This window comes from Flavihumibacter petaseus NBRC 106054 (assembly GCF_000974785.1).
In the GTDB taxonomy this organism is placed as follows: Bacteria; Bacteroidota; Bacteroidia; order Chitinophagales; family Chitinophagaceae; genus Flavihumibacter; species Flavihumibacter petaseus.
Map to the genome: position 1 here is coordinate 109,510 of NZ_BBWV01000002.1, position 23,299 is coordinate 132,808.

Sequence of the window (23,299 nt, forward strand, 5' to 3'; positions counted from 1 at the left end):
TTATCAGACAATTTACTATAAATTAATTCCAAATGTGTAAACTGCTGCAACTAACCGGCTGTACTGTACGAAATGCAGTTTGTTCTGTAGTTTTTACTTCTACCAAGATAATTTCAGTGCCGCGTGGTGATCATTACGCCGTGTTTTTTGTCCTGTATCCGGAATTGTGCGACAAGGGTAGTGCTGTCGATGATTTTAATACTATGGATACTATCCCGGTGCAGAGCGGAAAGATCCGTATAGGGTCTTCGGGTGAGCCAGGTATTGTTGAGTTGGTAAGCGACGGCAGTGTCGCAGGCTGGGGTCGGCACGGCGCGGGCATAGTCAAGGGAGATGAGGCTGAAAAGTGACCAGTACCGCGTCTGAATAAAGGTATTGGTTTCAATGTACACGGCGCCATAACGGCCCTCCTGCCCCAACAGCCTCACAGCGCTTGAGTCTTTGTACACATTGATGCGGGCGATATCTTCTGCATTCACCTTCTTCATGTTCTCCATGGAGGTCCTTACACTGTCCACAAAAATTACGGGATCACCGGCGTGGCTCTTCAGCGCGGGCGCTTTCTGCTGGCTAAAGCAGCAGAAAGCCGCCAGGAGTGCGATACACAACAGGAAACTTCTCATCAGCAGGTTTGTACCAAAGTTACGCTATTGGCCAAACTGCCGCAAGTGGTGGTCGGCATGTTTGTACACAAAGTAGCCGATCTGTTCATGGCTCATTGCGCCAAAAAATGGATGTACAAACGTTGGATTGTTGTACTGCGCGTAAGCGGCGATGCCTTTGATCCATTCCTGCTTGAGCGCTTCAAGGTCGCCGGTGGCCAGTTTAACTTTCAGGTCGCCGACCGTAGGGGAGTTGCGGCTAAGGGGCGATTCATCTTTCAGTACGGAACGCAGGGCGCGTTTACCGAAAACCTTTCCGATCAGCACCTGTTTGTAAACCTTCCTGCCCCACATCATGTCTTCCCAGGCAAGGTTGTGTTTCAGCATCTCATACACATTCATTTTGCCCCACTGCCGCTGGCTGTCACCGGTGAGGGCGCTGATGCGGGCTATGAGGTCCCCGCGCACGCCGGCATCGTGAATTGATTTCATAACAGGAATGATTTACAGGTTGGCTATACTGCAAAAATAATATATACCCGCGCGCTGAGTCCCTGTGAAATTAACTACCTCGGCAAATCAACTAATATAGTTGGAGGGCTTTATACCAGCGCCTGCCCGCTTCCGTTCCTGAAGTATTCAAGTTTATAAAGAAACAGTTCCGCCATCTTGTTGCCGCGCCATTTTGCTTCATCGGCCACCGGACCGGTAAAATTTTCGTCTACGGTAGCCGTCCAGATGCCCAGCCAGGTATCAAAATGAGTTTTATCAATCGGCAGTTTTGCATGCGGCGGAAAAGGTCGTCCCTCATAGGTGCGTTCTTCCAGCAATACTGTTTGCCAGAAAGTGTACATTTTTTCCAGGTGCCTTTGCCAGTTGTCTTTGATCACCCCGTTGAAAATGGGTCCAAGTACTGCATTCTCCCGAACCTTGCCATAAAAGCTGTTGACGAGAAGCTGTATATCGGTAAGCGTAGTGATATCTTTTTTAGATTCCATGATGGTCATTTAATGTTTCAGGAAGGTTAGTTCCTGTTCCAGGGCAGCGCTGCAATCGCCGATCCGCGACCGGTTCAGCGTATCGCTGATATCCTGCCGGATCTTTACAAATTCGTGGTGAAGGGGACAGGGCCGGGAGGCGGAACATTCAGACAGACCCAGCGCACAGCCGGTAAACAGCTTGTCGCCGTCCAGCGCCTGAACGATGCGTCCGATGGAGATCCTGAAATCCCTTCCTTCAAGGTAAAAGCCCCCATTGGGCCCCTTAAGTGACCTGATCAGGTCCATGCGGCTGAGTTCCTGCAGAATCTTGGCGGTAAAAGGCATCGGGGCATCTATCGCTGCCGCAATTTCCTTCACCCCAGCCCTGGCATCACCCTTGCTTTTCCGGGCAACATAAAGCATGGCTTTAATACCGTATTCCGCTGTTTTTGAAAACATGCATGCAAAATTACGATCCCGCGGGTTAATAAAGGATGAAAATATCCTCTATTATTTTTGATCATTTCGCTACGGTTAGGCATTAATTAAGCGGATTGTTAATTCCGCCGCACTACTTTCGTGAGCATCAATTGCTTACATATTTTTCGTTCCATGAAGAAAATTCTCCCCATCCTTGTATTAGCCCTCTTTGCGCTGCAGTTTGCAGCTGCACAGAAATCTGCCGCCCAGAAATCCGCCGGTGCTCTTCCTTCCGAAATCGCCCAACAACTTAGCCAGTACAATGTCAGCTGGACGACCATGAGCAGTACCGGTTCAATGGCAAGTATGCCATTAGGGAATGGAGACGTCACCGCAAATGTGTGGGTGGAGAAGGGTAAGGACCTTATGCTGTATATCGGGAAGTCCGATTCCTGGAGCGAAGCGATGCGCCTGCTGAAGATCGGCAGGGTCAGGGTAGCCATCTCTCCCAATCCCTTTACTGAAGAAACGGGTTTTTTACAGACGCTCGACCTGCACCAGGGTGGTATCAGGATCACAGCAGGTGAGAAAGGAAAGGAGGTGCAGCTGCATATCTGGATTGACGCCAACCAGCCGGTTGTGCGTGTCGCTGTCAATGCTGCCCATGCGGTGTCAGTCAGTTGCACCACCGAGATTATGCGGCCGGAGATTTACCGGCTGCCCGGCGGCAATGATCCGCTGGCCGAAAGTTTCCGCGGACTGATCGACAGCCCCGTGAAGCCATCTGAAAGCGCGGATGTACTGGTGAAAAAAAGCGACCGGGTGCAGTGGTACCACCGTAACGAGACTTCCTGGTTCGACACGATCCTGGCGAAACAGCAGGTAGCCCATTTCATCGGCAACTATCGCGATCCCTACCTGAACCGCACCTTTGGCGCCGCACTAACTGGTACGAATATGCGCCCGGTGAATGATAGTACGCTGGCCTCAGGAGTGCCTTCAAAACAATTCGAAATTTCTGTTACCGCCCTTACGGCACAAACACCTAATATAACGGCGTGGGACAAACAACTGTCTGACCTGCTGGATAACACCAAAACGAGTTCATCTCAGCAGTCCCTCGCGGCGCACCACACCTGGTGGGACCAGTTCTGGAACCGCAGCTGGATCTTTCTCTCCGGCGACGACAGCGCCATCAACACCACCAGGGCGTATATTCTTCAGCGTTACCTGATGGCCTGCCAGAGCCGGGGTGCTTACCCGGTGAAATACAACGGTGGTGCATTGACATTCGACTATGATGGCAGGAACGGTGATTTCCGCCGCTGGGGGCCAGGCTTCTGGTACCAGAACATGCGTTTGCTGTACTGGCCGATGACCGCAGCCGGGGATTTTGACCTGAAGGCTCCCTGGTTCAATATGTACAAGAACATGCTGCCGCTGCAGACTGATATCACCCAACAGTACTATGGTCACGGGGGCGCATTCTTCCCGGAGACCCTGTATTTCTTCGGCATGTACATCCAGGACGACTGGGGCTGGAACAATACCGGCAAAGCACCCCAGACCCGCTGGATCCGTTATCATTTTTCGGGTGCGCTGGAGATGCTCTCCGAAATGCTCGATTATTATGCACATACCCGCGACACGGTTTTTGTGAAGGAAACCATGATCCCCTTCGCCACCCAGGCGATCCGTTTTTTTGATCAGCACTGGCCACGCATCAACGGCACGATACGCTTTATTCCCGCCAATGCGACAGAACAGTTCTGGGATTGCCTGAATCCAACTGACTACATCTCGGGGTTGCGATATACGATTACGCAGCTGAATGCACTGCCATCAACACTGGTACCGGCAACGCTCACCAAAGAATGGAACCGCTGCCTGCAGGCGCTGCCTGCCATTGCTTTGTCCCCCGATAAAAAACGGATCCTTCCCGCTGAAGAATACGGACAAAACCGCAATTCAGAGAACCCGGAGTGTTATGTGATTTTTCCCTTCAAATTGTATGGATTGGGCCGCCCCGACATTGAACTCGCAAACAATACATTTGACGCGCGACAGTTCAAACAGACGAATTGCTGGACGCAGGATGTGATCCAGGCGGCATTGCTCGGTCGTGCGGATCTTGCCAAAACATATATAGCCAGGAATGTGAACTCCCTCGATACCGCCGTTCGTTTTCCAGCATTCTGGAAGCCGGGCAGTGACTATATTCCTGACTTCGATAACGGCGGGGTGCTGGCGATGGGCCTGCAGCAGATGTTATTGCAGAACGTAGACACCCGCATTTTCATACTGCCTGCCTTTCCTGCTTCCTGGAAAGTGGATTTCAAGCTGCATGCTTTTGATAATACCGTGGTTCGTGTGAAAAGTGACGGAAATAAGATCGCGCAGATGGATGTGTTCCCGGTGTCCCGCAAAAAGGATGTGGTAATACCTGGGAAGTGATCGCGTTTCGCGCGTTTCGCGGTTTTGTTAAGTTCAGTCATTGTATCTAATTTCACTGGCAATGCCTTATCGTAAAATCAATATCCTGCTGAACGCACTGATCGTATTGCAGCTCTGCTTTGCAGCCTGCAACGAAAGGCGTGCAAGCCCGGATGCCGGTACGGATACACTCACGTATTTAGAAAGCCCTGTCCTGAAAGACACTGTACATTTCCGGAATACAGTTGGTGTGATTGATTCCAGCCTGAAAGCCGGACTCATGGCCTATTATCCTTTTTCCGGCGACTTCAGAGATGCGTCCGGCAATGGGTTTGACCTCACTGGGATGAATGGTGCCGGCCTGGGAGCCGATACGGCTGGCAATGCCAACGCGGCTGCATCACTGGACGGCGTGAATGATTTCCTGTTTGTGAATGATCATGGCCGGTTGTACAGTGACCAGTTTTCTGTTTCGCTATTGTTTAAAATGAATAACGGTGGAAAGAGACTTTGTCTCGCCAGTCATGTGAATTATGAAAGAGCCACCGCATTCCATTTCAATTTGGGACTGTATGCTGATGCGACAACCGGATTTGCAGTAGGCCGCCCCTTAAAGTATGCCTGCTCGGCTATTCAGGAAAATGATCGGTCCATTGAAGTAAGTGGCCGCAATCATTTGACCCCGAATGAATGGCACAGTCTTGTTGCCATTTTTAACAATGGAAGACTTTTCCTGTATATCGACCGGCAATTGGTTGATGCCAATGAGGCCGGCTTCAACATATCCAATAATTGTGAACAGTCACAACTGACCATTGGTTCCTGGTGGAAGAAAGACGGTGTATACTTCGACGGACTGATCGATGAATTCCGCTTGTACAACCGCGCCTTAGGTTCCTCTGAAATCGACTACCTCGGCAAGCCCAATCTGAAACCAGGTAGGTAGGCATTTCCCGGTTTAGTGGATAGAATGCCGGAGTATGAAGTCTATAATGGGTTGTGGATCTTTCAGGCTATGCGGGTGGTGGCCGACCCCTTCTTTGGAGATGATTTCCATGTAGCCACCCATTGCCTTATATCGTTTTTGCAACAGCAGGGAATGTTCATCCATCGGTACAACTTCATCAGCAGTGCCGCACACACTGAGAATGGGAATGTGGAAGGCCGCAAGCGGTTTCAGGTTATCGACCGGGTTGAAGGTATAGGCGAGTGCTGCTGAATCGGATGTAAACCCATATGCCGATTTCAGGCGTTCCCAGTCTTCGGCAGAACCAGGTCCCTTTCCCTGATTGCCAGGCCATCCTTTGAAATCACAGACCGGCGCATCGAGATAAAGGCAGCCGGTTCGGTCGGGGTATGTAGCGGCCCAGTTCATGGCAAATAAACCGCCGCGGCTGAAACCCTCCAGTACTGGTTTGTGATGCAGGTGTTTTTCATTAACGAGATATTGATACAACGTATCCATCAATTGAATTGCTTTTGGTGCGCCATACATATTCTGCACATCAATATAGGCTACGTGATAGCCTTTGACCAGCAGCATGCTGTCGCCCTGTGGTTCATGCCCGAAGAATTCCGTCCGCCAGATCCACGGCCTTCCTTTGGCCGCCTTCTTTGGGGCAACCAGGATACACGCTCGTTCCTTCAGCAGAAAATCTGTCCTCTCAAAACCCATCCATGTTGTGGCAGATTCGTCTTGCACCGAAACATTTGACCAGATAGAAACGATAATAGCCAGCAATTGATAGTACATGTTATTTCAAAATTTAAACCGGACGTCTTATTAACTACAACACAACGTGCCTCAAAAACATATTCTTTTGTACCCGACGCAAACCAGAATATTATTCTGGGACCTGCAGGGCAATGAGGTAAAGCAACTGCCCATGCATACGACCTATACAACAGTTGTCGTTCAGGTGACGGTTACAATTCATTCAGCCCTGCTCCGGCACTTTCGTGGCGTCCATGAAAAAGATCTCCCAGGTATGCCCGTCGAAATCTTCAATAGTCCGTAACTGCATGAAGCCATAATCCATCAGGGGTTTTGGTTCGGTTCCACCGGCTTTCAATCCCTTCTCTACCACTTCATTTACTTTGTCGAAGCTCTCCACAGATAAGGCGAAAATTGCGGCAATATTGCCTTTGGTATCGGCAATCGGCTTCGCGGTAAATGTCTGGAATTTGGCGTGATTCATGAGCATCACATAAATCGCATCACTCCAGACCATACACTTTGACTGGTCGTCTGAATACTGCGGGTTGTTGGTAAAGCCCAGTTCGGTGTAGAAGGCCATGGACTGGTTTACGTCTTTCACCGCCACATTGATAAATACTTCTTTCATCATTTTTATTTTTTGTTCAATAAACTGTTGATCTGTTCAGTGAGTACTGCCGCTTGTTGATTTGCTTTCCCCATCGGTAATCCTGCCGGCATCGGACGCTTATGTCCTGCTGCTGTAAGCCAGGCATCTTTCAGGATAGCCTGCCGCCGGGCGACCAATTCAAGCAACGCAGTATCCGTGGTCAATTGCTTTTCCCCGATGGCCCGGAGCAATGCCTGTGCCATGATGCGATGCCCGGCATCACCGGGATGTACGCCGTCATCGGCGAGGTGCACACCACTGTCGAGCACTTTCTTCATCGGGTAATGCAGGTCTGCTACCCACCAGCCGCTATCCCGCATGTGCAGGAGCCAGTCGGAATACTGGTCAAGCACTGCCGCATATCCGCTGGCACCGCCTTTAGCTTCGTCGTAAACGGGTGGCGTCACGAGAATGACGGCGATGTGCAGCGAAGAGAGGGTATCATGCAGCCAGCGGATGCCCGATTGAAACAGCCGGAACCGGGTGCTGTCAAAAGGAAGGTAGATGCCATCATTCATCCCGTAACAGGCAAACACAAGATCCGGCTTTGCCAGCCTGATCACGCGGTACAGCCGCTCGTGCAGATCGGGGCGGGGAAACTGGCCGTCGGCATGATTGTCCTCAGACAGCCCACTGACGGTTTCACTTGGCAGTCCCATATTGATGATTTCCAATGGTTGTTCCGGATGCTGCCGGAGCCAAAAGGTTTCGAAGTAGTTGATATAGCCGCCGGCATAGGTAATGCTGTTGCCCAGGAAAAGTACCCGTTTTGCGTTTGCCGGTATGTGCTGGGCGGGCAGGTCAACAGGAAGCGCGAGGCAGATCAGGAGAAATACGGGCAACAAAGCTTTCATGGGTTAAAAATGACGAATTAATATAATTCAGGAGGAAATTTCGTAAATTCAGGTGCCTGTTTCCCGCGAAAACGCCGCACCATTCCGGATTCCAGCCAGCTTCTAAACTTTCTGCATATGGAAAGAATCAGTTTTGCATTCCTGCTGTTGCTGACCTGTTTCGCCTGCGGGAAAACCAATTGCATCGATCATCGCGAAGAGGCATCTAAAGTTGCCTTCGACTACAAAGTTGACCCTGGTGACGAAGCGCCCTACACAGTTCATTTTACCAACTTGTCTACCCGTATTTCTGGTTCCCTGTGGGACTTTGGAGACGGTTCAGTTTCCGAAGAAGCAAGTCCGGTGTATGTATATGGCAGTGCAGGGCAGTATGATGTCCGCCTGACAGTGAAGACCACAGAAGGCCGTAAAGCCGTGAAAATTCTGATCAAGCTTCCAGAGGAGGCGGGAGTCAAACACTCCGAAGGTTCACCCTGTGAAGCTAATCACCAATAATGGCGCAAGACAGTCAATGCAGCATTCCCGAATGTTTTTGTAATTTGATAGGCAAAACCTGTTGCTATGATCAATTTACTGCTGATCAGCAGACCTTTCGGCCTGGAATGGATTTTTGTACTGATTTACGTTGCCTGCTGGATTTTCCTGTTCCGCGAAGTAATTGGTTTGGTAAATATGCCAGACAAAGGATTTATCTATAAACTGGTTTGGTTGCTGATTTTATTTTCGTTTCCGGTGCTGGGATTGGCCGCTTATAACCTGGTGAACAGTACCCAATTGAAAAAGGACAACTGAAATACTTTATTCCGGTAATACTTTCCACCAACTTTGAGTGTTGTCTGCCGTCTTTGTCTGCCGACTTTGACTGCCTTCGCTATAACCTAGGCAGTAGCTTTAGCGAAAGTGGGCAATTTCCAGAACGAAGTGAAATGAGCCGCCAGACTACATTTCACAAAATTAAACGTTTATAAGCAGTTGTCGGAAGTGCGGTCAACGGACTCCCTACCATTAATTTCCTTAACTAACCGCAAAATCCTGATCTGGATTCCGCTGTTTATCCGCCACTTCTGCCACTGGAATACATGGTCTCCCATAGCCCGGCTGGATGTTTTAGCCAGCGCTTTAACCTGTCAGGGCATTAAACAAAACACCTTCTCTGCTTTCAGTACAAGCGTCTATTACGCATACGGTTATGAAACGCAGTCTGGTGGCTCGTTTCACTGAGATTTATGAATTACCCGAATTTGAAAAAGTGGATACCTTCCGCCCAATCGAAGCAAGCAACAGGTCGTTCCGTATTTCTACTGAACCGGGAGTCAAAAGGACTTTCTATTATTGTAGTCGCATCATTAAACGTTTTCAATACGGTCAGTCATTCGCAGTAATCGAAGGCCCCATGTTTCCGCATGGGGTTCTTTTATTTGAATGGTAGCCCAATCAAAACAATTTTGATGTATCCTTGTTCCTTCAGCTGTCACACCACCATTATGAAAAGAATCCTTCCGTTTTTCCTCCTGCCCGTTTTCGGCTATGCGGCACCGGGTAAGCCCGTAACCATCACCGGTAGCCTGAAGACAACCGATCCGGTAAAGATGATCTACCTGTCCTACCGCGTGGGCGACGAAAGACACACCGACAGTACGACAGTAAAAAACGGACAGTTTTCCTTTACGGCAAACCTGGAAGAACCCACCCTGGCGACGCTGTCGGCTAAATTCCAGAAACACATTAATTCTGATGAAACCAGGACCGAAAGAAAAATGCTGTTCCTGGAACCCGGTACGATCAAAGTAAAAGTGAAAGACTCCCTTCAACTGGCTACGGTGACTGGTTCAACCGCCCACGCGGAATATGAAAAACTGAACGAACTGGAGAAGCCATATGATGCAGCGATGAACGCCCTCAACGAGCCCTACCGGAAATGCAGTGAAGCAAAAGACGAGGCAGGGATGAAGCGGATCGTAGCCCAGGCAGACAGCATTACGAAGGAAAAAGACGAGAAAGTGAGTTTGCCTTACCTCCTGAACCACCAGAATTCTCCGATCGCGCTGTATGTTTTAAGGGAATATGCAGGTTATGACCTGGATCCCGCGAAAGTAGAACCCCTGTTTGAGACATTGCCCGCTGCCACCCGTCAACTGCCTTCGGGGATTGAGTTTAAGGGCCGGATCGAAACTGCTAAAAAAACAGCAGTGGGCGCCTACGCACTGGACTTTACGCAGAACGATACACTCGATCAACCTGTGTCACTATCCTCCTTCAAAGGCAAGTATGTATTGCTGGACTTCTGGGCCAGCTGGTGCGGCCCCTGCCGGCGGGAGAACCCGAACGTGGTGAAAGCCTACGAGAAATACAAGGATAAACAATTTACCGTACTCGGTGTGTCACTGGATCAGCCCGGAAAAAAGGACGCATGGTTAAAAGCCATTCACCAGGACGGGCTCACCTGGACCCACGTCAGTGACCTTAAGTTCTGGAACAACGAAGTGGCGAAACTGTACGGCATCCAGGCCATCCCGCAGAACCTGCTGCTCGATCCGCAGGGAAAAATCGTCGCCAAAAATATCAGGGGAGAGGAGCTGCAGCAGAAGCTTGCAGAACTGTTGCCTTAATCAGAAAATGAACTGACGCTACCCATAAAAAATCACGGCCCCGCTGAAAAGCAGGGCCGTGGTTTTTTCAAATATGCTGTAAACTTACTTGCCACTTACTTTTTTCGCAGCATCAATGATCACATTGGCCACCGCTTCCGGCTGTGATACATACACCAAGTGGCTGGCTTTTACTTCAGTGACGGTAGTATTGGACCGCTGGTACATTTTGCGCTGGATCTCCGGCAAAATACTCTTGTCCTCCGTGGCAATGATGCCGAAAGTGGGTTTTGACCTCCAGGCAGCATTGGTCACCGGGCTCACAAAACACTGTCCCGCAAATGCACCTTGCGACGCATACATAAAGGCCGGGGTTTTTACCTTTTTGTGAAAGTAGGGAAGAAAAAGGCCTCCCGTGAGAAAATAAAATTTAGAAAAACTAAAAATTAATTTAGATTTGCATTGCCTCATTAACTGCTAGCCGGAAATGCGTTGTTGAGGTGGTATATTATCTGTAAGGAGAACGACTGGCAAAGCTTTTCAGTTTTAAAACAACAGTTGCCGGGCACTGACTATGTCGGAAATGATCTGTATGTGTTCAATACTCTTGGAAATAAGTACAGGTTGATTGCAAGGATCTTTTTTAACCCGCGTACCATATTTGTAAAATTTATTGGAACGCACGCTGACTATGATCGGGTCAGGCTGTCGGATCTTTAGGGCCATGGGCATTTGACAAAAAAAGTAGAATAAATATGGAAGCGCTTAACATTAGAAAGGGAACAGGAAAAGTTACTGTTTCCGCTAGCCGGGGTGTGAAAAAGAAATCCGTTTCCGGAAAAATAACTAAAGCTGCACCTAAAAGGAAAATTATCATAAGCCAGGAGGCCTATGATCTCACCATGCAGGAGATCGATAATTTAATGAAACGCGGCGAAAGGAATCTCAATGCTTCCGAACGGAAAAGGCTGGCGTCTCTTGCGGAAGCGGCAGAGTCTTTCGAGGATCAGCACGATCCGCTGCCGCTGCCGTCTTCGCTTCCGGATATCATCCGCATGCGGTTGGTGCAGTTGCACATCAACCAGAATTTTGCCGCTAAACTGTTAGGGGTAAGTGATGCGAAGTTTTCCCTCATCATGAACGGCAAACAGAAGCCCGATGTGCAATTCATAAAAGCAGTGCACGAAAAACTTTCCGTTGACGCCAATGTCATCCTGAAAGCGATCTGACAGCTTTACGCTGATAGTCTGCTTCCATATTATAACTTGTTGCCATACCACAAAAAAATAAGTCTGGAATGCTCCGCTTTTGCCGGAAACAAAATATGTTCTATTTTAATCGTTGAAATCCGGCTGCCTACAAACCATATCCCTCGCCGGTTTTTCATTGATTCCCGCCTGTTACGAAGTGCAATTCTGCCAGGTGGCTTCTCTGACTAAAGAACAACTGCTTACGTGACCGAACAGGACCCAAAAATGCCGCCTGAGGCCGAACTCAGGCGATGGCTCCACGCTGCAAGCGAGGGTGACCAGAACGCATTTACCATTATTCTCCGGCATTACTGGGTTAAGGTGTACACCCAGGCAATCACCTATCTCAAATCTGCCGAACTCGCCCAGGAAGTAACCCAGGACGTATTCATGAAGATCTGGGCAGGCCGTGACCGGCTGCCCGGCATAGAAAATTTTTCCGGTTACCTGTTCATCGTGGCACGCAACGAACTGATCTCGGCACTCCGGAAAAAGAAAGATTCCACTACCGGCTTTACCGACAATCTTGAAGAAACGCTCCTGCGGCCGGACAAACAGTTACAATACAAAGAATTTCATCAGCGCATCCTGGGTCTTATCGACAAACTGCCACCTGTACGCAAGAAAGTATTCACGATGAGCCGGCTGGAAGGAAAATCCTATGAAGAAATCGCATTGGAACTGGATATTTCAAGGAACGGCGTAAAAGATCATATTGTCAGGGCGCTGAACTTCCTCCGGAGCAACCTGGTGCTGCATGAAGAAAAGCTCCTGGTGCTGATCGCCGCCACGCAAATACTTTTTCAATAAACAAATTTTAAAATATTGTTAAGGAGAACTACCCACCGGCTTACAGAACCCGTCTTTAATGGATAGGGAACGATTGCCGGGCTAATTGACGTATATGAATAAGGAAAATGATTTCCGCCACTTGCTTGAGAATTATGTTTCCGGGGTGCCACAACCGGAACATCAGAAACTGCTTGAACTTTTAGAAAAGGAAGAATACCGCAAACAGTTGGAAGAGATCCTGAAAGAGGAGTGGGAGAACCGTGCCCATGAGGGCGATTATCCACCCCAGGTGCTCGCCTCCATCGAACGAAACCTTCTGAACCGGATCAATGCCCAGGCCGGCGAAGCGAAGATCGTGGCGCTCACAGCCCGCAAAAGAAAGCTGTGGCTCAGGATCTCCGTGGCGGCTTCCGTTGCCATACTGCTGGCGATCGGAGCGGCTTTTCTGACCAAAAAAGAAACGCCGGCAGATAGCAATCCAATTGCCAGGAACGCCGGATCAGGCGATGTGCCGCCGGGCGGGGAAAAGGCCATACTGACACTGGCCAACGGGCAGCAGATCGTGCTGGATACGGCCGCCAACGGGGCACTGGCCAGCCAGGGCGGCATAAAAGTGATCAAGATCGGCGGACAACTGAGTTATGACGAAGTAGCCAAAACAGGAGAAGTTCTATACAATACGATCACCACGCCGCGGGGCGGGGAATACCAGGTGGAACTGGCAGACGGCAGCAAAGCCTGGCTGAATGCCGCTTCATCTTTGCGGTTTCCCGCTGCTTTTACCGGCAAGTCGAGAGTGGTTGAGCTGACGGGTGAAGGTTACTTTGAAGTGGCGCATAATCCTGATATGCCCTTCCAGGTGAAAGTGAATAACCTGTATGTGACGGTATTGGGTACGCATTTTAATATCAACAGTTATGCGGACGAACCCCAGGTGCGTACGACACTGCTGGAAGGCAGGCTGATGGTGAATAATGAGACGGGTCACGTGATCCTGAATCCCGGCCAGCAGGCCAATGCCAGTGGTGCGCAGCTCAGGATTGAATATGACGTTGATGTGAACAAAGTGATGGCCTGGAAGAATGGATATTTCTCTTTTGATAATGCACCCGTGGAGACGGTGATGCGGGAATTGTCCAGGTGGTACGATATCGATGTGATCTATGAAGGCGACAACAATGAAACCTTCTCGGGGAAAATTGACCGGAAACTCAGCCTGAAAGACCTGCTCGACGGGTTGGGCCAGGCCAAAGTGCATTACCGGATTGAAAACGGAAAAAAACTAGTGATACTGCCATAACCTTAAACGCAAATATTACTGTTACTACCCGGGTGAAAACCAGGTTGACACAAAAAAGCCAGACATGCTCGCGACATTCTGGCCCTGATTGAGTTAACCAATTAGATAGCCGTGACAGGCATATTGTTAACCACAACACTGCTAATGTATGAATTTTTTCACTAGCAGCAGGCCCCGGCTTGCTGAACAAACGGTGAAGACTATGAAACTGACCGTTTTACTGCTAACTGCCGCCTTCCTACAGGTTAGTGCCGTCGGAACTGCACAGAAAATCTCGTTTTCCGGCAAGAATGTTAACCTGAAATCAGTGTTTACATCGATCGAAAAACAAACAGGCTTTGTCTTCTTTTACAACAACAACGACCTGAGGAACACGCAACCTTTGTCCCTCGATGTGCGTGACCTCAGCCTGGAGGAGACGCTCGACATCTGCCTGCGCAACCAGCCGCTGCACTATGTCATTAAGGGCAAAACAATTTTCATCAGGGAGAAGGAATTGCAGCCACCTGCAGCCAACCAACCACCGCCTGTTGCCGATAATGCAGGGATTGATGTATCCGGAAGAGTGGTGGACGATCACGGGGATCCCATGCCCGGCGTAAGCGTGCTGGTAAAAGGCACCAAAAACGGAACCAAGACTGATGAACAGGGCCGCTTTACCCTTCCTGACGTCGACCCGAAAGCCATCCTCGAGTTCAGCTTCATCGGGTTCGGCACCGTGGAGCATAAAGTTGCCACTAAACAGGAAAATATCACCATCACGCTGACCCTGCAGGCCACTGCGCTGAGCGACCTCGTCATGGTCGGCTACGGCAGCAGCAAACGGAAAGACCTCACGGGTTCTGTCGCTTCCGTAAATGTGAACGAGATCAAAAACACCCCTTTCGTTTCAGTAGACCAGGCTCTGGCAGGTAAAGCTGCCGGCGTACAGGTAACACAGGCAGACGGCTCGCCGGGCGGTGTTGCACGGATCCGCATTCGCGGCGGCGCTTCCCTGATCGGCGGCAACGATCCGCTGTATGTGATCGACGGGGTACAGGTACCCATTACCAACAACTATGTGCAAAGTGCCGCAGATGTGGTGAACCCCATTGAAAGACTCGGGCAGGACGGGCAATATATGGACAATGCCATCGGCTCTTCCTTCGCACGGGGCCTGAACACACTCGCAGGTCTCAACATCAACGATATCGAAAGCATCGATATCCTCAAAGATGCCTCCGCCACGGCAATCTACGGATCAAGGGCTGCCAATGGGGTAGTGATCATCACCACCAAAAAGGGAAAGAAAAATGAGAAGCCCATCCTCGAGGCAAACTTCTATACCGGCTTCAGCAAACCGATCACGGAAAAACTGCTGAACACAGAACAATATAAATCGGTGATGCTGGAAGGCGCCAAAAACCTGAATGCATTGCTCGCAGACCAGGGCAAACCCGCGGATCCGCTGGCATCTGCCATCATCAACGACCCCACCACACTCGGCACCGCCAATACCGACTGGATGGACCTGGTTACGCGCACCGGCATCAGCAACAACCTCGATGTAAGTGTCCGGGGCGGTGGTACCGGCTCCCGGTACTATACCTCCCTTGCCTATGCGAAACAAACAGGAACACTGGAAGGAACAGATTTCAGCAGGATCTCCGGTAAGGTAAACCTTGACAATGAGATCACGCCGAAACTCCGCCTGATCACCAACCTCGATTACGGCTTTACCAAAAACAATATTACCGATGGGATCTATTCCTCAGCACAGTTTGTTCCGCCAACATATGCCCCTTTTGCTGCGGACGGTTCCCCCGCTGTTTTTGATCCGATCTCTTTTGGTTCGGCACCCTACGAAGGCATCCAGAACCCGATGACCCTGCTGCAGGGAAAGAATACTTCCAAAAACCTGCTCCTGCTGGGATCCATGTCAGTTGAATATGAAATTGTAAAATCGCTGAAGTTCAAAAGCACCGCTTCCGTCAACTACAACAATTACCACCAGCTGAACTATGTACCGTCTACCGTGATGGTTTCTGACGCCAGCGGGGCGATCCCTTCCAATGGCGGTATCGCTACGCAGGCCCAAACGCAGCGGACCGATGCCTTCTTTGAAAATACGTTAACCTGGGACAAACAATTCAACCGCGATAACCGGATCAACCTGCTGGCCGGTACCTCCTGGCAGCGGGCGAACGCACAGAGTTTTACCGCAGCTGGACAAGGCTTCCCGGATGATGAATTCCTGAATGGCCTGTCGTCTGCTGCACTAGCATTGCCACCCAAAAACAGCGAATCCCAGAGCTCTTTGCTGAGCTTCTACCTGCGCGCCAACTACGCCTGGAAAGAACGTTACCTGTTCACCGTTACTGCACGCTCTGATGAATCATCCAAGTTCCCCAAGAACAACCGGGTGGGTTACTTCCCTTCCTTCGGTGTAGCCTGGAGGGCCAGCGAAGAATCCTTCCTGCGCAATGTCACCTGGCTGGATGAACTGAAGTTCAGGGCAAGTGCTGGTTATACCGGTACACAAAACCTCGGAGACAACTTGTTTTATACCCTGTATACGCCGGCATCTTACGCCTCTACCAATGCGCTGATCCCGACACAACTGGGTAACGATAAAATCAAATGGGAAACTACGCTGCAGAAGGATGCGGGTATCGACTTTGCGATGTTTAAAAACCGCCTGCGCGGTGCGATCGGGTACTACAGCAAAAACAGTTCAGACCTGCTGATGGCCTACAACGTTGCTACCAGTTCAGGTTTTGCTTCTGCGCTCGTGAACCTCGCGGATATCAGCAACAAAGGATTGGAAATCGACCTCCGGGTAGATGCCATCCGCAACAAGAACATCACCTGGAACATCGCGCTGAACGTTTCCGGCAACCGCTCAAAAGTGACCAAGATCAATGATGATATCCAGGATCCTACCAAAACCGGTTACAGCGATCCTTTCTACCGGTCACAGTTTGACCTGGGCAATACCATTCTCCGCGAAGGACAGCCTGTGGGACAGATCTACGGCTATATATACCAGGGCGTGATCAAAACGCAGAAGGAGATGGAGGAATACAAGGCAAGAAGCCTGTATGCGCAATATGGCTTTTTCGACTACCTCGCGCTGGGCTACCCCATGTACCAGACGATTGATTCCGGCACCTATAAAGGCTACTTTGCCAGGGATATCATTGGCAGTGCTGAGCCGAAATTTTATGGTGGTGTTACCAATACCTTTTCCTACAAGCAGTTCAGTGTAATGGCGCTGCTGACTTTCTCCTATGGCGGTGACTTGCTTTACCTGCCCGACCTGAAAGCATTTGGGGTGGGCGACCTGACCAACCGGAATACCCGGATCCTGCAGGATCACTGGAGCAAGGATAATCCCGATGCGAATCGTCCCTCGCTGGTACTGAAAGAAACCAACTCGTACGGTACAGGTGCGTCCAGCGCCCAGGTGCATGATGCTTCCTATATCAAGTTGAAATCCATTACGGTGAACTATGAAATTCCGCAACGCTTGTTGTCGAAATGTCATATGCGGACCGCCATGGTATATGTTTCCGGAAGCAACCTGTTTACGATCACCGGCTACCCGGGTCCTGATCCCGAGATCAGCAACGATCCCTACAGCCTGATCAACGGTTATACCGACGCCGGTACTTATCCGACGATGCGGCAGTTCAATGCCGGTGTGAGACTTGGTTTTTAATCATTAATTACTTTGACAATGCGACGTATTAAATCCTATATAGCAATAATTCTCCTGGCGGCAGTGATCTCCTCGTGCGACAGGCAACTGGATGCTTTACCGAAGAATGCCAAGGTTGACGGCACAGCGATCATCGACGAGAAGTCGGCGCAGACCGCCCTCAATGGCGTGTATTACCGGCTCGCTAATGTGACCAGTGATAATATAACGCTCTGGACCAACCACCAGGTCTGGGGTGGCATGTTGTCGCCCTATATCGGGTACGGCTTTGGTCAGTTCCCCGATGAGCTGAACAGCAATGAAAGCAGTTCCTTCTCGCCCACAGAATGGATAAACGATTACCTGATCATCAATTCAGCCAACGGGGTGATCGGTGCGGTGAATGGCCTGGCGGATAACCTGTTTACAGAGAACAGGAAAAACGAGATCCTGGCCGAAGCGCGTTTCCTGCGTGCCTATGGCGACTATAAATTGCTTACATTTTTCGGGGAATGGAATAAACCGGGTAGTCCCTATGGCGTACTGTTGCGGGATGAATTGAGTACGCTGAGCAATATCCCCAAAGCGCGCAGTTCCGTTGACGACAGTTACAGCGCGATTTTGGGCGACCTCGACTTTGCGATTGAAAATGGTGTGGAGACTGCTCCGGCTTACTATGCGACAAAATGGACGGCGATGGCGTTGAAGATGCGGGTATTGATCGCGAGGGGACAGGACAATGATTACACCGAAGTGATCAGTCTCGGTAATGCGATCATCAACTCCGGCAACTATGAACTGGAAGCGAACCTGAAAGACCTGTTTTATGTGAAAGGCCTCACCAGTAAGGAAGTGCTCCTGGGCATCAAGCCGCAACCCAACCAGGAAGCATTTTATTATATCATGAGCCGGGCCTGGTACCCCGTGCAATCGTCCTTGTATGTAGCGCACCAGGAACTGAAAGATCTTTTTACCGGCGACCCGCGGGGCGAATGGATGATCGGCCCGGCTACACCCTACCAGGCCTACTCACCCGATACCTACTATTTCTTAAAGTATATTCCTTACGGCACATCGCCCACGCAAAACTCTGAAACTTCCTATGCTTTCCGGTTGTCTGAAGTGTACCTGCTGGTGGCTGAAGCGACCATCCGTTCGGGTGGTGATTTGGAAACTGCAAAAGATCTGATCAAAACGGTCATGAGCAAGGGTGGTGTCACTGATTTTTCTGCGGTGGATGATGCCACCACCAGTGATGAGCTGTTGCTGCAAAACTATTATGAAGTGGCCAGGTGCCTGACCGCTGAAGATGGTATCGAGTGGACCACGTTAATGCGATTGCCGTTTGAAACCGTAAAACAACTGAAGCCTACGATCACTGATCAACGACAGTTTTACTTCCCGATCCCGAGCGACGAGTTCCGGCAGAATCCCGCCATCGGCGATCAGAACCCCGGTTACAACAAATAACGGTCACCGGGTTACGATTACAACATTTTATTATCATTTAATTGTCAGGACGAACTACCTGACCAGGAAATGACTGCGTCTTTATCTGTGATACTCACCTCATCAATTCGCAACATGATCTGCAAAATAATAGCATCCGCATTTGTCGTGCTGTCCGGAATTCCGGCTATCGCCCAGCAAACATCCTTCCAGCTGGATGGCAACATCAAAGGAAAGCCTGACGGGTATATCTACCTGAGTTATGAAAATACCGCGACAGAAAAATATATCGTGGACAGTGCCAGGATCAGTGGCGGAAAGTTTGCGTTCAAGGGCGAACTGGATGGCCCGGTACAAGCGGTGGTCATGATGGACAAAAGAGGCGCTGATGGCAGGTACACCTATTTGTACCTGGTGCCTGCGAAAATGAAACTGACGTTGGACTACGCCAGTTTTAACCAGTCGGCTGTGCTGAAAGGATCGCCGATCCAGGACGAAGCCGATGTGCTGAAAAAGAGCCAGGCTGACATCAATGCACAACTGGATCCCCTGCGGAAAAAATACGACGAAGAAAATCAAAAGTACATAGCTGCCATCAAGGCAAAGAAGGATGAAGCAACGCTGGTGAAGCTGAAAGAAGAAGCGACCAAAGCAAAAGACGCGATGGATCCTTATTATGAACAACTGAACAAAAAGCAGGCGGCGTTCATGGATCAGCATCCTGCTTCTTTCGTGACGGCATCCCTGTTGCGGTACAGTATCTCTTCCATGCCGCTGGCAGAAGGTGAAAAAAGATATGGACTGCTTTCTGCTGATATTCAAAACAGCAGCCTGGGCAAGGCGATCAGGAAAGAACTCGACGGCTTGCGCATGGGATCACCCGGTGCGACCGCTTACGTGTTCGCTTCAAAGGAGCTGCGCGGACAGCTGCTGAGCCTGGCTGATTATAAAGGCAAATACGTACTGGTGGATTTCTGGGCGTCCTGGTGCGGTCCCTGCCGTAAGGGCAATCCCCACCTGCTGGGCTTGTATGCAAAATATAGAGACAAAGGACTGGAGATCATCGGCGTGTCGGATGATGATGGTAAACCCGAGGCGTGGGCGAAGGCCGTGGAGCAGGATAAGATCGGCGTGTGGAAGCATGTGCTGCGGGGTCTGGACATGGACAAGCGGATGAAAGGTGAGCCGAATGAAAGCGATATCTCCAACTACTATGGCATTCACAGCCTTCCGACTAAAGTGCTGATCGATCCGAATGGTGTGATCATCGGCCGGTACGGCGGCGGTGGAGAAAATGATGAGGCGATGGACAAAAAACTGTCGGAGATCTTTGGCGGCATCTGATTACTACTAAACAAGTCTATACGATGTACAAGTATTGCTTCCTGTTCGCAGCATCACTCTGTGGGCTGCTGGCCTGTCAGAGTCCCGGCAGCAAAAAAGTGGATGACGCCTACGTCCTGAAAGGCACCATCAAAGGCCTGAAGGACGGAACGGTTAAGCTCTCCGCTTACAATGACGATGACCGCACGTCAACCGTGCTGGACAGCACCGTGCTGAAAGACGGCGGGTTTGAATTTCGCGGAAAGACAGCAGCGCCACAGATGGTGACGGTTACGGCCGAGCCGGGCAACTGGTCTTTCAGGATCTTTCTCGAAAACCAACCGCTTGAAGTAACTGCCGACACCACCGGCGCCATGCATTACGACTACACGATGTATGGCGAATCGAAGGGCGCGAGCATCACGAAATTCACGGAGTCGGGGTCTTCGAACTATGACGCCTGGATGGCCTACCAGCAGGATACTGCGCAAAAGCAGTTTGACGGGCAACTGGAGGAACTGGGCAACAAGATCCAGGCAGAAAAAGATAAAGACCAGGAATACCGGTACCGCGACCAGGCGGACTCTTTACGAAAACTGGCAAACAACATCCGGCTCAGTACCGTGAGCAGATACATCAATGCAAACCCGGGTTCAGCGGCTGGTGCTTATATGTTACGGGACCTGTACAACTGGTATTCCGAAATGCCCCTGGCCGATATGCAAACGCTGGTGGCAAAATTCACGGGTGAAGCGAAACAGTCTCCCTACTATTCCAGCCTCGAAGGCATTGTGGCGAAGCGCAGGGCAGTATCACCCGGAAGCGTAGCGCCTGACTTTACTTTGTTGAAACGCGATAGTTCAACATTCACCCTGTCTTCCCTGAGGGGGAAATATGTGATGATCGATTTCTGGGCAAGCTGGTGTCATCCCTGCCGGCAGGCGATCCCGCACTGGAAACAGGTGTATGCGAAATACAAGGACAAAGGTTTTGACATCCTGAGTGTTTCGGATGATTCACAGTGGAAGGCATGGTTCAAGGCAATGGACCAGGAGAAGATGCCGTGGACCCAGGTGTGTGATGAATTCCCGGTAAAGAATATGCCCGCGAGAGTAGGGTCATTGTACCTCACCCATTTTATCCCTTTCTATGTGTTGCTGGACAAGGAAGGAAAGATCCTGGTGTCTAGCGGGGACGAGAAAAAGATCGACGAAAAACTGGCTGAAATATTTGGCAGCTGATACCCCAAAACCTTAACCGATATGCGATCACGAATCATTTTCCTGTTAGCCTGCCTGGCTGTACTGGCTGCGGGGCAGCTCGCTGCACAAAGCGGCTCAAAAACAAAACTGAAAGTGCTGTTTGTCGGCTATGACCCGTCAAAACCGGCACCTGAGACTAGCCGTTCTTATCCGGGTATGATGAGCAAAGAAGAATTTCTGAAAGAGTACCCGGTAAGGATGCCTGCTTTCAAAGCTTTGCTCAGCCAGTATTTTACGGAAGTGGCTACCGTTGACTGCCGTGACTGGAAGGCGGCGGATTCCGAGCCCTATGATGTGACCATTTTCGATTTCAGAACCAAAGAACTCGAGCCCACGAGATGGGATACAACCGCAGACGGGGAAAGGAGATATATTTCCCCTCGCTACCTCCCCGACAATTTTTCCAGACCAGTAGTATTCATTGCCAGTACTGCCAGCGAAATGGGCGACAGGATCGGTTTGAAACTCGACTGGCTCTGTTTGTGCCTGGATGCTGATGCACATCACATGAATGCATCCCATCCCATTTTTAAAGGCCCGGTGAACAAAGTAACGCCAACGATGGTGATCAAGAATACACCGGAAGGAATCTACCACTATGCATCAGGAGATACAGTTCCGAAACAGATCCCGATGTGGCGGGTGCAGAAGGACGGGTACATGGAAGGCAAGCCTGTTCGGATTGGCCTGGTTTCCCGGGGCAGCAGGTTTCTCGAAGGACCCGATGCAGAAGTGATCTCCAGCGGTGTGAACCAGAAAGATGTAACAGCAGTTGCATTGGCACGTCATGGCAATTTCTTCCTGTGGGGATTCGGTGCTTCGCCAGCGGATATGACGGAGGAGGCAAAGCAGGTTTTCGTAAATGCTGTAGCGTACATGAAACAGTTTAACGGGAGAGTGCCCATTACCTTGAAGTACAGCCAGACCATGGCCACTACAGACAGGGTGAAAGAGATTCAACACAATCTTTCCCGCAAAGTTTACGAAGACTACGTGCAACAGATCAAGGCATTCAATGAGCAAAGCGTAAAATCAAAAAAGGACCTGGACGAGAAGAAAGCAAAAGGTATCGCACTTACCTCATCCGAGGAAGAATCGCTGCAATACCTGGGCAATGAGCAGGCTATACCGACATGGGAGGAATTTTCTGCCATGATGATGGGCAGGTTCGCCCAACAGTTCAACGGTAACGTAGACGGGTTCAAAAAATACCTGAACGATAATATCGATTACGTGTATTGTGATCCTTATGGACACGACAGCTATACGATCGATACGCTGGTACAACAGATCGGTGTTTCCAACCACAGCATCAAACTGCTGGAAACCTGTATCAATATGCTGAAAGAAAACAAAAAACCGGACCTCGCACTGGCTGTGTTGAAAAAATATACGCCGGAGAAATTTAATTCGGCGGCAGAATGGCAGCAATGGCTGAATAAAAACCGGAAGAAGCTGTATTTCACGGAAACCAGTGGTTACCGGTTCCAGGTCAATACCTACAACTGATGAGAACTATCCTGATAGCACTACTGCTGGCGTCTTTGTCCGCCTCCGCGCAAAGTGAACTGGGCAAAAAGGTATCAGATGCCGTTCAGCAAATGAAAATGGACCCGCCCGCCGTGCAGGATCCGGTGGCACTGCGTGCCGGGACGGTGATCAGCGGTGATAGTATTGCCTATATCGTGAAAGTGGCGCTGGCGCCAGGCTGGCATATCTATTCCTATGTGCCGGACAACCAGCCCTATATTCCCATCGAGCATGTATTGCAATTGCCGGAGAATATCCGGGCAGTAGGCAAATGGGAGAAGACAAAGCCGACGGCCTCGGTAAATGACCCCGGTGTGCTGTTGTATGAGAAAGAAGCCGTGTTTGTGCAGAAGGCCGTGAAAGTGGCCGGCGCCAAGCCGGGCAAGACGGTGGTCGGATTGTATTACCAGGCCTGTGACCTGCGGCAATGCCTCCGGCCGGTGGAGAAGACAGTTGAACTGAACAATTGAA

23 protein-coding genes are annotated in these 23,299 nt (G+C 50.2%); 15 read left to right on the forward strand and 8 right to left on the reverse strand.

Features of this window, described 5'->3' with window-relative positions; all coding sequences use genetic code 11:
• Nucleotides 1–113 precede the first annotated feature (113 nt).
• From FPE01S_RS10280 to FPE01S_RS10295, 4 genes are all read right to left on the reverse strand, one after another.
• Nucleotides 114–623, reverse strand: a complete 510-nt coding sequence (locus FPE01S_RS10280; RefSeq protein WP_046368950.1) for a hypothetical protein — start codon at nucleotides 621–623, stop codon at nucleotides 114–116.
• A gap of 24 nt (nucleotides 624–647) precedes the next feature.
• Nucleotides 648–1,094, reverse strand: coding sequence for a DUF1569 domain-containing protein (locus FPE01S_RS10285; protein WP_046368951.1), 447 nt, complete (start codon nucleotides 1,092–1,094; stop codon nucleotides 648–650).
• Between the two features lie 110 nt (nucleotides 1,095–1,204).
• Nucleotides 1,205–1,600 (reverse strand): group III truncated hemoglobin, encoded by a 396-nt coding sequence (locus FPE01S_RS10290; RefSeq protein WP_046369784.1) that lies wholly within the window; start codon nucleotides 1,598–1,600, stop codon nucleotides 1,205–1,207.
• 9 nt (nucleotides 1,601–1,609) lie between these two features.
• The gene (locus FPE01S_RS10295; RefSeq protein ID WP_046368952.1) at nucleotides 1,610–2,041 is read right to left on the reverse strand and encodes an RrF2 family transcriptional regulator; all 432 of its coding nucleotides are present in this window, start codon (nucleotides 2,039–2,041) and stop codon (nucleotides 1,610–1,612) included.
• Between the two features lie 153 nt (nucleotides 2,042–2,194).
• On the opposite strand from FPE01S_RS10295, the gene FPE01S_RS10300 reads away from it, so the two are divergent.
• Entirely contained in the window at nucleotides 2,195–4,456 is a 2,262-nt protein-coding gene (locus FPE01S_RS10300; protein ID WP_046368953.1) for a DUF5703 domain-containing protein, read from the forward strand.
• 61 nt (nucleotides 4,457–4,517) lie between these two features.
• The gene (locus FPE01S_RS10305; RefSeq protein ID WP_046368954.1) at nucleotides 4,518–5,381 is read left to right on the forward strand and encodes a LamG domain-containing protein; all 864 of its coding nucleotides are present in this window, start codon (nucleotides 4,518–4,520) and stop codon (nucleotides 5,379–5,381) included.
• 12 nt (nucleotides 5,382–5,393) lie between these two features.
• On the opposite strand, the gene FPE01S_RS10310 is transcribed toward FPE01S_RS10305, so the two are convergent.
• The 3 genes from FPE01S_RS10310 to FPE01S_RS10320 form a co-directional block, all read right to left on the reverse strand.
• Nucleotides 5,394–6,188, reverse strand: a complete 795-nt coding sequence (locus FPE01S_RS10310; RefSeq protein WP_052955695.1) for an alpha/beta hydrolase family protein — start codon at nucleotides 6,186–6,188, stop codon at nucleotides 5,394–5,396.
• Between the two features lie 184 nt (nucleotides 6,189–6,372).
• The gene (locus tag FPE01S_RS10315; RefSeq protein ID WP_217998202.1) at nucleotides 6,373–6,780 is read right to left on the reverse strand and encodes a VOC family protein; all 408 of its coding nucleotides are present in this window, start codon (nucleotides 6,778–6,780) and stop codon (nucleotides 6,373–6,375) included.
• A gap of 5 nt (nucleotides 6,781–6,785) precedes the next feature.
• Nucleotides 6,786–7,655 carry an SGNH/GDSL hydrolase family protein gene (locus tag FPE01S_RS10320; protein WP_046368956.1) on the reverse strand — a complete coding sequence of 290 codons (870 nt, stop codon included), beginning with the start codon at nucleotides 7,653–7,655 and terminating at the stop codon, nucleotides 6,786–6,788.
• 117 nt (nucleotides 7,656–7,772) lie between these two features.
• Between FPE01S_RS10320 and FPE01S_RS10325 the strand changes: the two genes are divergently transcribed.
• From FPE01S_RS10325 to FPE01S_RS10340, 3 genes are all read left to right on the forward strand, one after another.
• Nucleotides 7,773–8,150 carry a PKD domain-containing protein gene (locus FPE01S_RS10325; protein ID WP_046368957.1) on the forward strand — a complete coding sequence of 126 codons (378 nt, stop codon included), beginning with the start codon at nucleotides 7,773–7,775 and terminating at the stop codon, nucleotides 8,148–8,150.
• Nucleotides 8,151–8,216: 66 nt separating this feature from the next.
• Nucleotides 8,217–8,447: a hypothetical protein gene (locus tag FPE01S_RS10330; protein WP_046368958.1), complete on the forward strand. Its 231-nt coding sequence runs from the start codon at nucleotides 8,217–8,219 to the stop codon at nucleotides 8,445–8,447.
• A gap of 692 nt (nucleotides 8,448–9,139) precedes the next feature.
• The gene (locus FPE01S_RS10340) at nucleotides 9,140–10,264 is read left to right on the forward strand and encodes a TlpA disulfide reductase family protein (RefSeq protein ID WP_046368960.1); all 1,125 of its coding nucleotides are present in this window, start codon (nucleotides 9,140–9,142) and stop codon (nucleotides 10,262–10,264) included.
• Between the two features lie 84 nt (nucleotides 10,265–10,348).
• On the opposite strand, the gene FPE01S_RS10345 is transcribed toward FPE01S_RS10340, so the two are convergent.
• Nucleotides 10,349–10,714 (reverse strand): alpha/beta hydrolase, encoded by a 366-nt coding sequence (locus FPE01S_RS10345; protein WP_369403727.1) that lies wholly within the window; start codon nucleotides 10,712–10,714, stop codon nucleotides 10,349–10,351.
• Between the two features lie 24 nt (nucleotides 10,715–10,738).
• Between FPE01S_RS10345 and FPE01S_RS26430 the strand changes: the two genes are divergently transcribed.
• From FPE01S_RS26430 to FPE01S_RS10400, 10 genes are all read left to right on the forward strand, one after another.
• Nucleotides 10,739–10,963, forward strand: coding sequence for a type II toxin-antitoxin system HigB family toxin (locus FPE01S_RS26430; protein ID WP_217998203.1), 225 nt, complete (start codon nucleotides 10,739–10,741; stop codon nucleotides 10,961–10,963).
• 35 nt (nucleotides 10,964–10,998) lie between these two features.
• A complete protein-coding gene (locus FPE01S_RS10355; RefSeq protein WP_052955696.1) occupies nucleotides 10,999–11,472 on the forward strand; it encodes a hypothetical protein in 474 nt (157 codons plus the stop codon).
• 225 nt (nucleotides 11,473–11,697) lie between these two features.
• Nucleotides 11,698–12,303 (forward strand): RNA polymerase sigma factor, encoded by a 606-nt coding sequence (locus FPE01S_RS10360; RefSeq protein ID WP_052955697.1) that lies wholly within the window; start codon nucleotides 11,698–11,700, stop codon nucleotides 12,301–12,303.
• A gap of 94 nt (nucleotides 12,304–12,397) precedes the next feature.
• Nucleotides 12,398–13,585, forward strand: a complete 1,188-nt coding sequence (locus tag FPE01S_RS10365; protein WP_052955698.1) for a FecR family protein — start codon at nucleotides 12,398–12,400, stop codon at nucleotides 13,583–13,585.
• 202 nt (nucleotides 13,586–13,787) lie between these two features.
• Nucleotides 13,788–17,285 (forward strand): TonB-dependent receptor, encoded by a 3,498-nt coding sequence (locus FPE01S_RS10370; protein ID WP_046369789.1) that lies wholly within the window; start codon nucleotides 13,788–13,790, stop codon nucleotides 17,283–17,285.
• An 18-nt stretch (nucleotides 17,286–17,303) separates the two neighbouring features.
• Nucleotides 17,304–18,734 (forward strand): RagB/SusD family nutrient uptake outer membrane protein, encoded by a 1,431-nt coding sequence (locus tag FPE01S_RS24830; protein ID WP_052955699.1) that lies wholly within the window; start codon nucleotides 17,304–17,306, stop codon nucleotides 18,732–18,734.
• 114 nt (nucleotides 18,735–18,848) lie between these two features.
• Nucleotides 18,849–20,057, forward strand: coding sequence for a TlpA disulfide reductase family protein (locus FPE01S_RS10385; protein WP_046368965.1), 1,209 nt, complete (start codon nucleotides 18,849–18,851; stop codon nucleotides 20,055–20,057).
• Between the two features lie 23 nt (nucleotides 20,058–20,080).
• Complete coding sequence (locus tag FPE01S_RS24835; RefSeq protein WP_052955700.1) at nucleotides 20,081–21,277, forward strand: TlpA disulfide reductase family protein; 1,197 nt, start codon at nucleotides 20,081–20,083, stop codon at nucleotides 21,275–21,277.
• 21 nt (nucleotides 21,278–21,298) lie between these two features.
• Entirely contained in the window at nucleotides 21,299–22,807 is a 1,509-nt protein-coding gene (locus tag FPE01S_RS10395; RefSeq protein WP_046368966.1) for a hypothetical protein, read from the forward strand.
• The gene (locus FPE01S_RS10400; RefSeq protein WP_046368967.1) at nucleotides 22,807–23,298 is read left to right on the forward strand and encodes a protein-disulfide reductase DsbD domain-containing protein; all 492 of its coding nucleotides are present in this window, start codon (nucleotides 22,807–22,809) and stop codon (nucleotides 23,296–23,298) included. Before FPE01S_RS10395 ends, FPE01S_RS10400 begins: the two co-directional genes overlap by 1 nt.
• Nucleotide 23,299 lies beyond the last annotated feature (1 nt).